Genomic DNA, 12,946 nt, shown 5'->3' with positions numbered 1-12,946 from the left:
CACATTCGCAAAATAAATGAGAGCATAGGCTCTTACGGACACAAGTGTCCGACGAGCTTCTGCTCTCACTTACTTTACTCTGAATAGTTCAGCAGGTTTCCGATGCAGTGTCCCAGAATCGTCAACAGTGTAATATCTTCATCCGACCACTTACGGTTGCGGTTGAACACATCAAAGTTCACGATCACATTCGGCACTCCCTCTTTGCGGGAAAGACATTGCAGGGAAGCACCGATCTCCTGCTTCTGCATCACGGCAAATGCCGCCGGATCCTGGAATCTGAGTTTCAATGTGTTGGATTCTATAAAATTATCATCATCCCCGAATAGCGCAAGATACTTCTCATCTTCAAAAAGTCCTCTTCCATCCGGTACTTCTACCATGTAATTACCATTCCGGCATACCAGCTGCGCTCCCGACTCTGAATAAATCGTGATTCCATCCAGATCGAAGAGACTGCGGATCTGCTGCAGACGTTCTTCCTTTTTTACAATGGAGTTCACACCGGATACACACAGTTCGGTGATCATCTTCGTGATGACTTCCCGCTTTTTCTCCTTAGATACCGCATAGGCCATAGCCATGTTCTGCATATCGTCGCTTTCCAGCTTGCCGTGAAGTCTCTCTTCATAGATGATATGGCGGTTCTTGCCTTTTTCCTTGGCCAGATAGAGTGCCTTATCCGCCTTGCGCATCAGTTCCTCGTATTCGCTTCCATCTACCGGATACTCCGATACGCCGATAGAAGCTGTCACATGGGTCTTCGGATCAAATGCCAGGGCAAATTCCTTCGCAATGGTCTTCAAAAGTGTCTTCAGCTGTTCTCTGGTCTCCACTTTCTCCAACAGGATCACATACTCGTCTCCGCCGAATCGTCCGATCACGCCCCGCTGTCCCACCAGCACCTGCATGATCTCCGCCACTCTCCGGATGACCTGGTCACCAAAAATATGTCCGTAGGTATCATTGATATGTTTGAAATCATCAATATCAATGATCACCAGCCATCTGGTACTATGATCCTTGCGGTTCAGCTGTTCGATGGTGTACTCTGTCCATGCCCGCTTGTTCAGCAGACCGGTTCCGGCATCTCTGGCTGCCGGAGTCAGATAATAGGCTTCCTTCTCCCGGTTTCTGTCCGGGGTTATGATGCCCGCTACCATATCACGCTTCTTCGGGATCCGTGCGCCTTTGACCCTCCATATTCCCTTGTCCTCCTGCCCGCTGACGAATTCCATCTCGAAGAAATTGTCCCCGTTACGCAGATGTGCGCAAAAGGTCCGCAGCTGATCTTCCAGTCTGGAAATATCACTGCCCTCATGTGCCTGTTCCACATTCCGGATCAGCGCATTCATAGGCCCTTCAAACTGGTTCATGGCCCGCTCGTTGACATATTTATAGACCGTAATACTGTCCTGTTCGATCAGATATTCAAAAAAGTAAACATCTTCCAATGTCATAAAATGACGGTACTTCAGAATGCTCTGCTCCAGTCGTAAATTCCGGTTCTCCAGATCATGAATATCTGAAACGGTGATCTGATACAACGGAATCCCGTTCTCCGTCTGTTCACTCTGTTCCAGACGCAGATACACGTTCCTTACACTGTCCTTCAGATTGTGAAGCACCGTGATCAGTTCCAGCGGTTGGAACGTATCCGCCTCCACTGCTTTTTTCAACAGCTCCCCGTCTTCCGGCAGAAGCAGTTCACTCACCGGCCGGAAAGAATTCTCCCCTACGAATTCATAGAAAAATTCCGACGCCTTGGCTACTACCAGATCCTGCCTTACGAAGATCTTCCAGTCCATGATTCCATTTGCATAACCCTTTTGTTCTACGCTGTTGATTCTCATAGATTTTCGCTTTCGTTTAATAAAATACGTGTCCGCCGATATTGATACCTGTCAGTCCTTCCACCGGTGTGCGGAAATATACACAGTTTCCTACATTGGTCACACCGGACATAGCCTCGTCTGCCGCCTGGTAGCAGCGGCTGGTGGCTTTATTGGTGGCCAATGCCAGTTCCAGACGTCCGCTGGCCACCGGTGAGAACTGTTTGTTCTGATAGATCACTCCTACCACTGTGTTGGGATAAACAGAACTTCTGACACGGTTGATAACCACACTGGCTACCGCCAGCTGACCGTCATAGGGTTCTCCGCCCGCTTCACAATAGATCAGATTTGCCAGCAGATAACGGTCTCCCTCTTCAAAGGAGATATCCGAAATGTCCCGCCAGGTTGCGTTTGCCGCCTTCTGGGACATGGCGATCTCTTCTGCCAGCTTTTTCCGGAGTGTTTCCAGATTTTCTTCTTTTTGTTTGATCTCCTGTTCATATGCCAGGGCTCTCTGCTCTGCTTCCGAAATATCCCCGGCATATTTTGCAATGCTATTAGATGTCTGGCTGATCAGACCGGACACCTTGCTTTTCTCGGCTTCCGCTGCCATCTTCAGACTATCCAGCTCCGTTTTCTCTGCCTGCAGTCTCGCCTCTTCCTCTTCGATCAGCTTGCGGTTCTCTTCGAATTCCTGCAGTTTCTTCTGGTCATAGGCTGCGATCCGTTCAAAAAAGTCCGCAGCGTTCAGCAGTTTATCGAAGCTCTGGGCATTCAGCAAAGCGTTGATGTAACTGGTCTCATTCCGCTCGTACATATCCCGTACCCGGATCACCATACACTCATACTGCCATGCTTCCGTAGCTTTCGCCTCTTCCAGACTGGCCTGGGTATCCGCGATCTCCTGCTCCTTGTCTGCGATCTGCTGTTCCAGATCTGACAGATTGTTACTGACTTCCGTCAGCTGACCGTTCAGATTATTCAGTTGTCCCTTGAGGGAATTCTGTTCTCCCTTCAGGTTCTCCAGATTATCATTTTCCTCATTCAGCTGATTCTGCAGGTTGTTTTTCTCTTCCTGCTCTTTCTGAATCTGCTGCCAGGTACTGCTGGTAGCTTCCACTTTGATATCTTCTGAAGAAAAGGCTCCTGCAAGGATCACTGCTGTAAGCAGCACAGCTGTCTTCTGTAGGCGCTTCAACCGTTTTACTCCTTTTATCTGTTGCTTCAGACCTCGATGCGTATCATGCGGCCCGTCTTACGGTACTGCACGTAATTCACTCCGGCCGCGTCAAACATCCGCTTGGCTGCCCGGTTGGACGGAGTTCCCTCATACTTATCGCTGTCATATACCACCGTGCGGATCCCCGCCTGGATAATGGCTTTCGCACATTCATTGCAGGGAAAAAGAGAGACATACAGCTTCGTCCCCTCCAGGGAACCGCCACGATAATTCAAAATAGCATTCAGTTCACTATGTGTTACAAAGGGATACTTTGTCAGATTCCTGTCATTGTCGTTCTCCCTCTCCCAGGGGAACTCATCGTCGGAACACCCCTTGGGGAAGCCGTTGTATCCCATGGACAGGATCTTGTTGTCCGGGCTGACAATGCAGGCTCCCACCTGGGTATTCGGGTCCTTGGACCGCATTCCAGACAGGTGGGCCACCCCCATAAAATATTCATCCCAGCTGATATAATCGCTGCGTTTGGCACTCATGGATGTCTCCTTTATTTGGTACCGAAAATACGGTCTCCTGCATCTCCCAGTCCGGGAACAATGTATCCATGATCATTCAGCTTCTGATCCAGTGCTCCGATATAGATATCCACATCCGGATGTGCTTCCTGCATAGCTTTTACACCTTCGGGTGCAGCGATGATGCACAGCAGACGGATGCTCTTGCAGCCCTTGTCCTTTAACAGCTGGATGGCTGCGATGGAAGAACCGCCGGTAGCCAGCATGGGATCTACCACGAATACCTCACGCTCTGCACAGTCTGCAGGCAGCTTGCAGTAATATTCTACAGGCTTTAAGGTCTCAGGATCACGATACAGGCCGATATGTCCTACTTTTGCAGCAGGGATCAGGGATAACATACCGTCTACCATACCCAGACCTGCACGCAGGATAGGTACCAGTGCCAGCTTTTTACCCTTTAACTGCTTCACGGTGGTCTTGCAGATAGGGGTCTCGATCTCTACTTCTTCCAGAGGCAGATCCTTGGTTGCTTCATAACCGATCAGCATTGCGATCTCGCTGATGTTCTGTCTGAAGTCCTTGGTACCGGTCTCCTTTCTGCGGATGATTCCGATCTTCTGCTCGATTAAGGGGTGATCCATAACTACTACTTTTGACATATTGTTGTCCTCCTGTGTTTTGTATTTGTTATAAGGGTATTCCGTTGTTGTTCGTGTCTGTGTAATGCACTAAACCTCTTCGATCAGGCTGATTCTGCGGCTGTGTCTCTCTTCTCCGGAAAAAGGTGTATTCAGGAAAGTCTCCACGATCTCCAGCGCCAGGTTCTCACCGACAATGCCTGCACCCATTGCCAGCATGTTGGCATCGTTGTGCAGTCTGGTCATCTTCGCCGACAGAGGATCGGAGCAGAGTGCGCAGCGGATCCCCTTTACCTTGTTGGCAGAAATGCTGATACCGATACCGGTGGTGCAGATCACGATGCCCTTCTCGCAGGTACCGTCTGCCACAGCCCTTGCCGCTGCATGTCCAAACACAGGGTAATCGCAGCTTGCCTTGCTGTCACATCCCATATCCTGATATGGAATGTTCTTCTCCTCTAAATATTTCTTTACTCTTTCTTTCAGATCATATCCGCCATGATCACTTGCAATTGCTATCATTTTCCTTCTCCTCGTATTTTCTGTTTAAAGTTTTACTACTTTATGGCCCGCTGCTTTCAACAGCCGGTTCATAATGGCCTGTCCGAAGCCTTCCGTGGAAAATCCCTCGGAATAGATCTTTGTCACACCTTCATCATCGAATTCTCTCAGAATGGTGTACAGATGTCTGGCGATACTGCCCTCATCCTTACGGCTGCCGACACTTTTCACCACATCTGCTATATAACCGGACAGCATTTCTTCGGTTCCGATGATTCCGGTCTTCTCTCCTGCGGTATGGTCTGCTGCCGCAGCCCGGTTAATATACTCCCTTACCTGCCCCGGGGTTCCCTCTACGATGGTGAGTTCTCCCCTGGGTGCATAATGTCTGTACTTCATTCCGGGGGCCTTGGGTGCCTGTCCGCTGTCTGCCCGCAGGATCGTGGTGTCCGTATCCACTGTTCCCAGCACTATGCTCAGTTTCTCCTGGGTAATGTATCCGGGCCGCAGGATCTGTGGCGGTGTCACCGTCAGGTCAATAATGGTGGATTCCAGGCCAATCCCCACCTCACCGCCATCAATGATGGCATCGATCCGCCCCATCATATCTTCTTCGACATATTTTGCCACTGTGGGACTGGGCTTGCCGGAAGTATTGGCACTGGGCGCCGCAATATATCCCCCGCTGTATTTGATCAGCTTCTGCGCCGCCGGATGCGAGGGCATACGGATTGCTACCGTATCCAGACCACCTGTGGTCTCATAAGGCACCGCGTCTGATTTCGGCAGGATCATGGTCAGGGGACCCGGCCAGAAAGCATCCGCGATCTTCCGTGCCTGTTCCGGTACCTCCTTTGTAATCTTGTAAATGTCCTCAAACCGATAAATATGAACGATCAGTGGGTTGTCGGACGGTCTGCCCTTTGCCGCATATATTTTCTGGGAAGACGAAGGATTCAGTGCATCTCCCCCCAGCCCGTACACGGTCTCGGTAGGGAAAGCCACCAGTCCTCCCTGCTGCAGGATTGCTCCCGCCGCCCGGAGTTTCTCCTCATCTTCTTCGCTGACGGGGCCCTCTCCGGGACGAATCTTTATGATCTCAGTCTCCATGTTTTTACCTTCTGTGTTCTAAATTGCATTTGGATATAGTATATCATATCCCCAGTCAAATGGAAAGATTATTCCTCTCCGGTCTGCCGGGATGTTGTGTGTACAGAATAAACGGTCCATCCGACCAGCAGCGGAATCACCGCCACGGTCGGCAGTTCATAGCGGATTGCATTGGACATGGGGGATGCCAGGCACACCAACACGTTTATAAAGCCGGGAACCAGCAGTATCAACGCACTGTATCTTTTCTTTTTCCACAGGAAAAATGCCAGCACTACCAGAATCCAGGTATACAATCCCGGAGTACACAGATACTTGATCAGCGGCAGCCGCATACTGAGGAACCAGATCTGCAGCAGAAACTCCGATGTCTGAATGGGGAATGTATGATGAATTCCCTGTTCCTGCGCATATTCCGGATACTCCAGCTGGATCCATGCCTCTATGTTCTGTTCCACCGGTGCCAGATAGCCATAGCCCTTGTTGACAAATGCCGCCACATAGCATCCCGGATGCTTGAAAAACATCTGCACCCATATTTTCATGTAGGGCCCCAGGTCTCCGCCTCGATATAATATTTTGATGGGATCCGAAATCCGGGGTTCATAATTTTTCATAGCATCAAAGTTCAGGGTATCATTGATCACCTGTCTCTCATATTCCGTAACCTCATCTTCGTATTCACAGACATATCTCGCCGTCTGCTGGAACGGTACGCTCAGCCCCTCGGAAGCTGCCGGTTTTCCCACATCGATCAACGCTCTGTATCCCACCACCGTGATCAGTTCATAGATCACCACAGTTGCCAGCAATACCAGGAATGCCTTCCTGCGTTCTTTGCCTTTCAGATAAATTGCCAGCAAAAGCAGTGCCGGAACAATCGCATAGATCCCGTTATTTCTAAGCAGGCAGGATAATACACTGAATACAATCAGTCCCGCCGCATCTTTCCCGCCACATTCCTTCTTTTTCAGTACCGACATCAGATATACTGCCTGTAACACCGTCATTTCCGCATACAGCAGATCTTTCTCAAACCATTGGGCATAGGTTCCCCAAAAAGGTGTCAAGGCGAAAAACAGGATTCCCACGGCACACCATTTCCATGAAATTCCCAGCTCCTGCAGTTTTTTCATGCTGAGGGAAAAAGCATAGGCCCCTACCAGTGTCTGCAACAGGCAATACAGGAAAAAGCCGAAATTGGCATCTGCAATGGTTCTTCCCAGCACAAAACAGATTCCCATAATTGCGGAGGAAAATGGCGGATGTGCCGCTCCCCAGTCCTGTTCACCCAGAAACTGTTTCAGTTGCACCAGACCGTCCCCGCTGGTAGTTCCCGGATAATTTAGCAGGATCCAGAACAGCCAGCTGAAGGCTATTACAAAAAAACCCACCATCTGTAGGTGCTTTTTGCCCTGCTCTGCGGGTAATTCCACATGCTCCAGCCCAAAATATACCAGGCGCAATACCAGATACAATAACACTGCAAACCCCAAAACACAGTACGTGGATAAAAGTATCTGAAAAGAATTGCCCCACAGGAAAATGGCAGAATCATATTTCTTAAAGCTGATACATACTATAAGAAGGAATGACAGAATAACAGAAAGCACCAACGTTGCCACATCTGTCTTCGCCTCTCTTTTCTTCACTTCCTTAAGCATTACAAATACTGCCGCAGCCGTTAACAGATCTGTATAATCCAGCACCGTAAATGCTCCGCACAGTTTATTCAGCCCATTGACAAGATTCGAATCCACGTATCCTCCCAGGCAGACTTCAAATGTACATTGCAATGCCAATGTCACGATCACGGTCAACAGAACATTTCTTATTTTTTGATATCGACTCATTTTCTCTCCCGTAACTTTATAAAATTCTGTCATAACGTATAAATCTTATATTATCATAATAACACTGTGTATACAACTCGTGCCTTTATTTTGTATTTCCCGTTTCAATCCCTCTGTATCCCGTTAATGTACTGTAAAATTCCTTTGTGGATCGACCATGCCACTCTGTCCTGATAGGCCTCGTCACACAGTTTTCCCGCCTCTGCCGCATTGGACAGGAAGCCGCATTCCACAATGACGATGGTTCCTTTGGTTTTTTTCAAAAGATAATAGCTGTCGTTGGGCTTGATCTGCCGGTGGTTCTCCGGATCCAGATCCTGGACCAGCTGTGTCTGGATCAGCCCTGCCAGTTGTTCCCCTCCGCTGCTGCCATTATAATAGAAGACCTGCGCTCCGTGCACATACTCTTCCGGATAGCTGTTCTGATGGATGCTCACCGTGAGAACCGGATCCGTCTGCTCAATCTTTTCGATCCGGCGTTTCATATCCTGCACTTTCTTATTGGGAGCAGATGCATCATACAATCCATCCTCCGTCTCTCTGGTCAGCACCACCCGGATTCCGTCTGCCTCCAGATACTGTCTCAGTTTCTCTGTGATCCGGAGATTGATATCCTTCTCCGGTGCTCCGTTGATACCAATCTTCCCCGGGTCATCCCCGCCATGGCCGGCATCGATCACTACCGTCGGTATTCCGTCCGTGTCCGCATTATTCCCCTGCAAGGCATTCACGACATTTACCGTTTCCACATATGTCGCCGTTTCCCTGCCAAGTATCGCCATAGACATAAGCAACAGGCATACCATCACCGCCCTTAACACTTTCTGTTCCATCCCTGTTCTCCGGTGTCTCTTTTATTCTATATGATTTTATATGCCTTTTTCTCTGGAAATATCTTCCGAAAATTAAGAAATCCTTTTGTTTTAAACTATTGCATCCCCTTACTACTTCAGCGTATAATACCATTATGAAAATAAGCAAAAAAACTCTTTCTATCATTTTATTTGTTCTGGCGGGAATTTGTGTTCTTGCTGCAGTGATCCTGTTGGTAAAAGGGCGGATCGAAGACCGGCGTATGGAGGAAGCGCTGGATGAATTGCGCCCGACGCAGTCCGCGGAGACCACGCAGGCACCTTCCACAGTCGAAGGTGAGCCGACCGTTACCGCCTCCCCGGAGCCGTCCACAGAAGAGACCCCAGCTTCCACCGAGGAGTTCGAACGAGTGGCCAACCCTTATGCCGACAGTTTTCTTGCCAACAAGGATATGGCGGCCTGGCTACAGATTCCGGGCACCAATATCGATTATCCGGTAATGTGGACTCCGGAAGATGAGACCTATTATCTCTACCGTGCTTTTGACGGCAGCGAAAATAAAAACGGCTGTCTGCTCCTTGACGATGAGAGCTGTGTAGATCCTCTGACCACGAATCTTATCATTCACGGTCACAATATGAAATCCGGTGCCATGTTCGGCAATCTGACCGATTACGAGAATCAGGATTTCTATAAGGAACACAAAAACATTATCCTCTATACCGAAGAGTGTCAGCGCAATTATGAGATCATTGCCGTCTTTCGCTCCCAGGTCTACCGGAAAACAGATCAGGTATTTAAGTTCTACAAATTTTTCCAGGCGGATACGCAGGAAGAATTTGATGACTTTTATAACAATATCAAGCAGTTATCCCAGTATGACACCGGTGTCACCGCAGAGTTCGGAGATCATTTTCTGACACTGTCCACCTGCGTATACCATGTAGAGCAGGGCCGGTTCGTAGTCGTTGCCAAAGAAGTGGAACCCGGTGATCACTACCTTCCCATACAGGAATAACTCACAGACAATCAGGAGGTTTTCTTATGAAGAGACTTAAAAAATTTGTCACACTGTTCACGCTGGCTGCCGTATGCTTTGCTATTCCCGGTCTGGGAAAGATCACTGTAAAGGCTGCGGAGCCCACCACCTATGTTCTGAACTATTCTGACAGCAGTTCCGAGTGGAGATACAAGGAAGCATCCAGCTGGTCCGCAGAAGTTCAGGACCGCGAGTTGTATTATCTGCAGCAGAATATCAAAGACGGTGACTATATTGTCATCGACAACGATGTGGAGAACAATGCCCTGGCCCTCAAGGTTTCTGTCCGTCTGGGCAACCTGACTTTCAAGAATACTGTTGGTGTTCCCGTAGTCTATGCCAACGGCTATGACAGTGTCTATTTCCTGAGCGGTACCTCCGGTGCTGTCAACGGTGATGTATCTCATGCCTATGTATATGGCGATGCCAAGGCAAATTTCAACAGCAATGTAGACACTCTGGAAATGATCGGCCTGACAGATGATAAATCCAATAATCTACATGCCACCATCAACGGTGTCGGTACCGTCAATCATCTGATTGCCAAAGACAACCGTGACCAGAGCGTTTTCTATGAGGCCTACAGTTTCGCCGCAGGTAAGCTGGCCATTGAAGACGGATCCCTGAAGACCGAAGCAAAGTATTACAGCACCACCGCTCCCGCTCCCGCTGCTGCCGCAGAAGCAGCTCCTGCAGCTACCGAGCAGCCCACACAGACCACAGCTCCTGCACAGGCCACACAGAACAATACTTCTTCCGAATATGACAACGTTCCAAAGACCGGTGAAAATTCTGCAATGTTCTGGCTTCTGGGTGCCGCAGTTGTATGCATGGCCGGAGGCTATACCATCCGCAGAAAGAACGTACAGGAAGCGGAATAAAGTTTGCGGCAGCAATAAAGCCCAGTCCCTTGCGGGACCGGGCTTTTACTATTTTATTCTGTTCCTACTGCAGATAGGCATTGATTAGTTCCCAGGCTGCCTGTGTTCCGTAACCTAGTCTCCATACCGCCACACCACCAATATTCTTGGTAGCCATCATGTTCAGCTTCACTGCGATGGATTCCGCATCTTCCAGCCAGATCTGATAGGTGGCATTTCCGGAGGTCCATTCTGCATAATTCTGACAGGTCTCCTCATCCCACTCTGCCGTCACACCGGCTCTGTTCATGAAGTCTGCCTCGTTGTTCATGGTAATATATTCATCCGTCACATCCGTGCCTTCGGTCTTCCACAGGATCGTGTAGAACGGAAGGGCATTGACTACCTTGTTTGCAGGCACCTCCTGCAATGTTCTGTCCAGACCGCCGGATACATAGCTGATGCTTGCCACGCTTCCGGGATCCTTGCTTCCGTGCCAGTGTTCGTCATATCCCATGATAATGACATAGTCTGCAACCTGTCCCTGGATATCCAGACGGTAATAATCATTGAAATTAAACGGTACATAGTTGGCAATGGACAATACCAGTCCCCTGTTGCGGCACTGAATGGAAAGTTCTCGTATAAATTCCACATAATGCGGTCCGCAGTCACTGCTCAGCTGCTCGAAGTCCACATTGATGCCGTCCAGTCCCAGGCTGACTGCTGCATCTGTCACATTCCGCACAAAGTTCTGCCGGCTGGTGGTGGAGGACAGCATATTCAGAGTACTGATGGCCGTTCCGGTCTCATTGGCGTAATTAAAATTATCCACCACGCCCCATACCTGTAAGCCCATATTGTGGGCCGTGGTTACATAATTCGCTGTTCCGAAGTTCCGGATACTTCCGTTCTCATCCGTCAGACTGAACCAGGTCGGTGCAATGACATTCATACCCTTCGTACCGGACACCATGGAGTACAGAGTGTCATTACCGCCTACACCGCCGATAGAATGCCAGCCCAGGCAGATCTTGCTGTCAGAAGTCAGGGCAGTATATTCCGGCTCCTGATAATCCGTCACCGGAGTCTCGGTCTCTTCCGTAATATCTCCCAGACGCTTGTTCTCCACATATCCGATCACGGAATCCGCTGTCTTCACCTTGCTCCAGGTCTCCATCTGCTCCAGAATCTCCAGGGTATCTCCCTTCGCTGCCTGCGTGAGGATCGGGCTCTTCACACCGCCCCGCAGACGCACCGCCGTATCCTTTTTCAGCTGTGCCACCTGTCTGGTCCCCCATTCGGTGTAGACCTGCACATGTCTGTCATAACAATCATAGGAATAATTTGTGAACAGCTTCACATAATCCGCCGCCACATATACGGTATCCCCTTCCACGAAACTGATCACATATCCGGCATCCTGTGTGCCTTCTGTTGTCGTATAGGAAGTCTCGCCGAAAGTCGTACGGATCACTTCTGTCGGATTGGCGTACAACAACAGTTTTTCCGTCATATCCGCATAAAACACTTCGTTCATATATTTATGGACAGTTGCCAGATCAAAATAGCATACGTCATCTCTGATCAGTGCCTGTTCTTCTACCATTTCGTCCTGTAAAATAATGGCACTTCTGTCACTCTCTGACACCTGATAAAATTCGTTCCAGTCTGCCTCTTCTTTGCTGTAGGAATATTTATCCAACAGCACCTTTCCCAGTGCTCCGCCCGCGATTACAAGGATCAGCAGGATTGCTATGATCACCGGTAGTATTCTTTTCTTCATATGTGCTCCCATCCGCAGGCTGCCGCCTGCACCATTCTTGCCTTTTCTTCCGTTCCGTCTTCTATCGGCAGAACAGTTTTATTTTATCACAATTCCTCTATATAATACAAGGAACAATAGAGACAGATCCTGCACTGCGGGATACAGCCAGAGAGGCAATCCCGTTTTGCATCCCCGCAGCGCATTCTCTGTTTCAAAGTATTACCCGGGCAAGAGCTGACACCCTTTAACGCAGATCCACCTTATCCAGCCGGACCTGGCTGATTTTGCCCTGTTCTCCCAATATATAGTCTGCCATATACGGGCTTTCTTCTCTGACGGCATACGCTGCCGCCTGCGACGGTGAGACCTTTTCTCCGTCGACATACAATTCTGTGCCGTTTTTCTGAAGCTTTTGAAAATATTTTTCCACCTTTCTCCTGGGAAACTTCTTCCCGGGAGTCACAGCTTCCCGGTCCTCCACAGACACCTCCCGTCCGCAGCATATTTTACCAAAAGGATTCGTGAAACACTTTAAAATAACGCTGCTTTTTCCGCTAGTACATATAAGCGTAACTATTCAGAACACTATTCGCAATATAAATCATGTCAAATGTTCTTACGAATGCAAGCATTCGACGTACATATTGACACGATTTGCGTGGCTCTGAATAGTTACTTATAAATGCCTCTGACAGTACTTGTAGTAATTTGTGTGAAAATGTTGGAATTATGTTCGTGAAAAATATCTGTTGAAATATTATGACCAGACACGTATATGCCTGTAAGACATCTCCATACTATATTTTACAGATCAGCATAACCTATCCTTCC

Annotated in this window: 12 protein-coding genes; 2 read left to right on the top strand and 10 right to left on the bottom strand. The window is 48.9% G+C overall.

Annotation, left to right across the window (positions count from 1 at the left end):
- Nucleotides 1-74 precede the first annotated feature (74 nt).
- The 8 genes from OCV96_RS04990 to OCV96_RS04955 form a co-directional block, all read right to left on the bottom strand.
- Nucleotides 75-1,853 carry a GGDEF domain-containing protein gene (locus OCV96_RS04990; RefSeq protein ID WP_262593695.1) on the bottom strand — a complete coding sequence of 593 codons (1,779 nt, stop codon included), beginning with the start codon at nucleotides 1,851-1,853 and terminating at the stop codon, nucleotides 75-77.
- 16 nt (nucleotides 1,854-1,869) lie between these two features.
- Complete coding sequence (locus OCV96_RS04985) at nucleotides 1,870-3,009, bottom strand: cell wall hydrolase (RefSeq protein WP_262593694.1); 1,140 nt, start codon at nucleotides 3,007-3,009, stop codon at nucleotides 1,870-1,872.
- A 50-nt stretch (nucleotides 3,010-3,059) separates the two neighbouring features.
- Nucleotides 3,060-3,551 carry a deoxycytidylate deaminase gene (locus OCV96_RS04980; protein ID WP_022312616.1) on the bottom strand — a complete coding sequence of 164 codons (492 nt, stop codon included), beginning with the start codon at nucleotides 3,549-3,551 and terminating at the stop codon, nucleotides 3,060-3,062.
- 11 nt (nucleotides 3,552-3,562) lie between these two features.
- Nucleotides 3,563-4,192: a uracil phosphoribosyltransferase gene (gene upp, locus OCV96_RS04975; protein WP_022312617.1), complete on the bottom strand. Its 630-nt coding sequence runs from the start codon at nucleotides 4,190-4,192 to the stop codon at nucleotides 3,563-3,565.
- A gap of 69 nt (nucleotides 4,193-4,261) precedes the next feature.
- A complete protein-coding gene (gene rpiB / locus OCV96_RS04970) occupies nucleotides 4,262-4,693 on the bottom strand; it encodes a ribose 5-phosphate isomerase B (protein ID WP_022312618.1) in 432 nt (143 codons plus the stop codon).
- Nucleotides 4,694-4,717: 24 nt separating this feature from the next.
- A complete protein-coding gene (locus tag OCV96_RS04965) occupies nucleotides 4,718-5,782 on the bottom strand; it encodes an L-threonylcarbamoyladenylate synthase (RefSeq protein ID WP_262593693.1) in 1,065 nt (354 codons plus the stop codon).
- Nucleotides 5,783-5,850: 68 nt separating this feature from the next.
- Nucleotides 5,851-7,635 carry a DUF6020 family protein gene (locus OCV96_RS04960; RefSeq protein ID WP_262593692.1) on the bottom strand — a complete coding sequence of 595 codons (1,785 nt, stop codon included), beginning with the start codon at nucleotides 7,633-7,635 and terminating at the stop codon, nucleotides 5,851-5,853.
- 104 nt (nucleotides 7,636-7,739) lie between these two features.
- Nucleotides 7,740-8,468, bottom strand: coding sequence for an N-acetylmuramoyl-L-alanine amidase (locus OCV96_RS04955; protein WP_022312621.1), 729 nt, complete (start codon nucleotides 8,466-8,468; stop codon nucleotides 7,740-7,742).
- A gap of 134 nt (nucleotides 8,469-8,602) precedes the next feature.
- Between OCV96_RS04955 and OCV96_RS04950 the strand changes: the two genes are divergently transcribed.
- The gene (locus OCV96_RS04950) at nucleotides 8,603-9,466 is read left to right on the top strand and encodes a class B sortase (RefSeq protein WP_022312622.1); all 864 of its coding nucleotides are present in this window, start codon (nucleotides 8,603-8,605) and stop codon (nucleotides 9,464-9,466) included.
- A 26-nt stretch (nucleotides 9,467-9,492) separates the two neighbouring features.
- On the top strand, nucleotides 9,493-10,368 hold the full coding sequence (locus OCV96_RS04945; protein WP_262593691.1) for a hypothetical protein: 876 nt from the start codon (nucleotides 9,493-9,495) through the stop codon (nucleotides 10,366-10,368).
- A gap of 64 nt (nucleotides 10,369-10,432) precedes the next feature.
- On the opposite strand, the gene OCV96_RS04940 is transcribed toward OCV96_RS04945, so the two are convergent.
- Both OCV96_RS04940 and OCV96_RS04935 read right to left on the bottom strand, forming a co-directional pair.
- Nucleotides 10,433-12,133, bottom strand: a complete 1,701-nt coding sequence (locus OCV96_RS04940; protein WP_262593690.1) for a glycosyl hydrolase family 18 protein — start codon at nucleotides 12,131-12,133, stop codon at nucleotides 10,433-10,435.
- 226 nt (nucleotides 12,134-12,359) lie between these two features.
- Entirely contained in the window at nucleotides 12,360-12,596 is a 237-nt protein-coding gene (locus OCV96_RS04935; RefSeq protein WP_117465725.1) for a hypothetical protein, read from the bottom strand.
- Nucleotides 12,597-12,946: the final 350 nt, after the last annotated feature.

The organism is Waltera acetigignens, assembly GCF_025567015.1.
Classification (GTDB): Bacteria; Bacillota; Clostridia; order Lachnospirales; family Lachnospiraceae; genus Acetatifactor; species Acetatifactor acetigignens.
This window is presented reverse-complemented; position numbering and strand designations above follow the sequence as displayed.

What these genes read in the sequence shown, in the direction of transcription:
- OCV96_RS04990 (WP_262593695.1), bottom strand. Translation starts at nt 1,853, where the DNA reads ATGAGAATCAACAGCGTAGAACAAAAGGGTTATGCAAATGGAATCATG.
- OCV96_RS04980 (WP_022312616.1), bottom strand. Translation starts at nt 3,551, where the DNA reads ATGAGTGCCAAACGCAGCGATTATATCAGCTGGGATGAATATTTTATG.
- upp (WP_022312617.1), bottom strand. Translation starts at nt 4,192, where the DNA reads ATGTCAAAAGTAGTAGTTATGGATCACCCCTTAATCGAGCAGAAGATC.
- rpiB (WP_022312618.1), bottom strand. Translation starts at nt 4,693, where the DNA reads ATGATAGCAATTGCAAGTGATCATGGCGGATATGATCTGAAAGAAAGA.
- OCV96_RS04965 (WP_262593693.1), bottom strand. Translation starts at nt 5,782, where the DNA reads ATGGAGACTGAGATCATAAAGATTCGTCCCGGAGAGGGCCCCGTCAGC.
- OCV96_RS04960 (WP_262593692.1), bottom strand. Translation starts at nt 7,635, where the DNA reads ATGAGTCGATATCAAAAAATAAGAAATGTTCTGTTGACCGTGATCGTG.
- OCV96_RS04955 (WP_022312621.1), bottom strand. Translation starts at nt 8,468, where the DNA reads ATGGAACAGAAAGTGTTAAGGGCGGTGATGGTATGCCTGTTGCTTATG.
- OCV96_RS04950 (WP_022312622.1), top strand. Translation starts at nt 8,603, where the DNA reads ATGAAAATAAGCAAAAAAACTCTTTCTATCATTTTATTTGTTCTGGCG.
- OCV96_RS04945 (WP_262593691.1), top strand. Translation starts at nt 9,493, where the DNA reads ATGAAGAGACTTAAAAAATTTGTCACACTGTTCACGCTGGCTGCCGTA.
- OCV96_RS04940 (WP_262593690.1), bottom strand. Translation starts at nt 12,133, where the DNA reads ATGAAGAAAAGAATACTACCGGTGATCATAGCAATCCTGCTGATCCTT.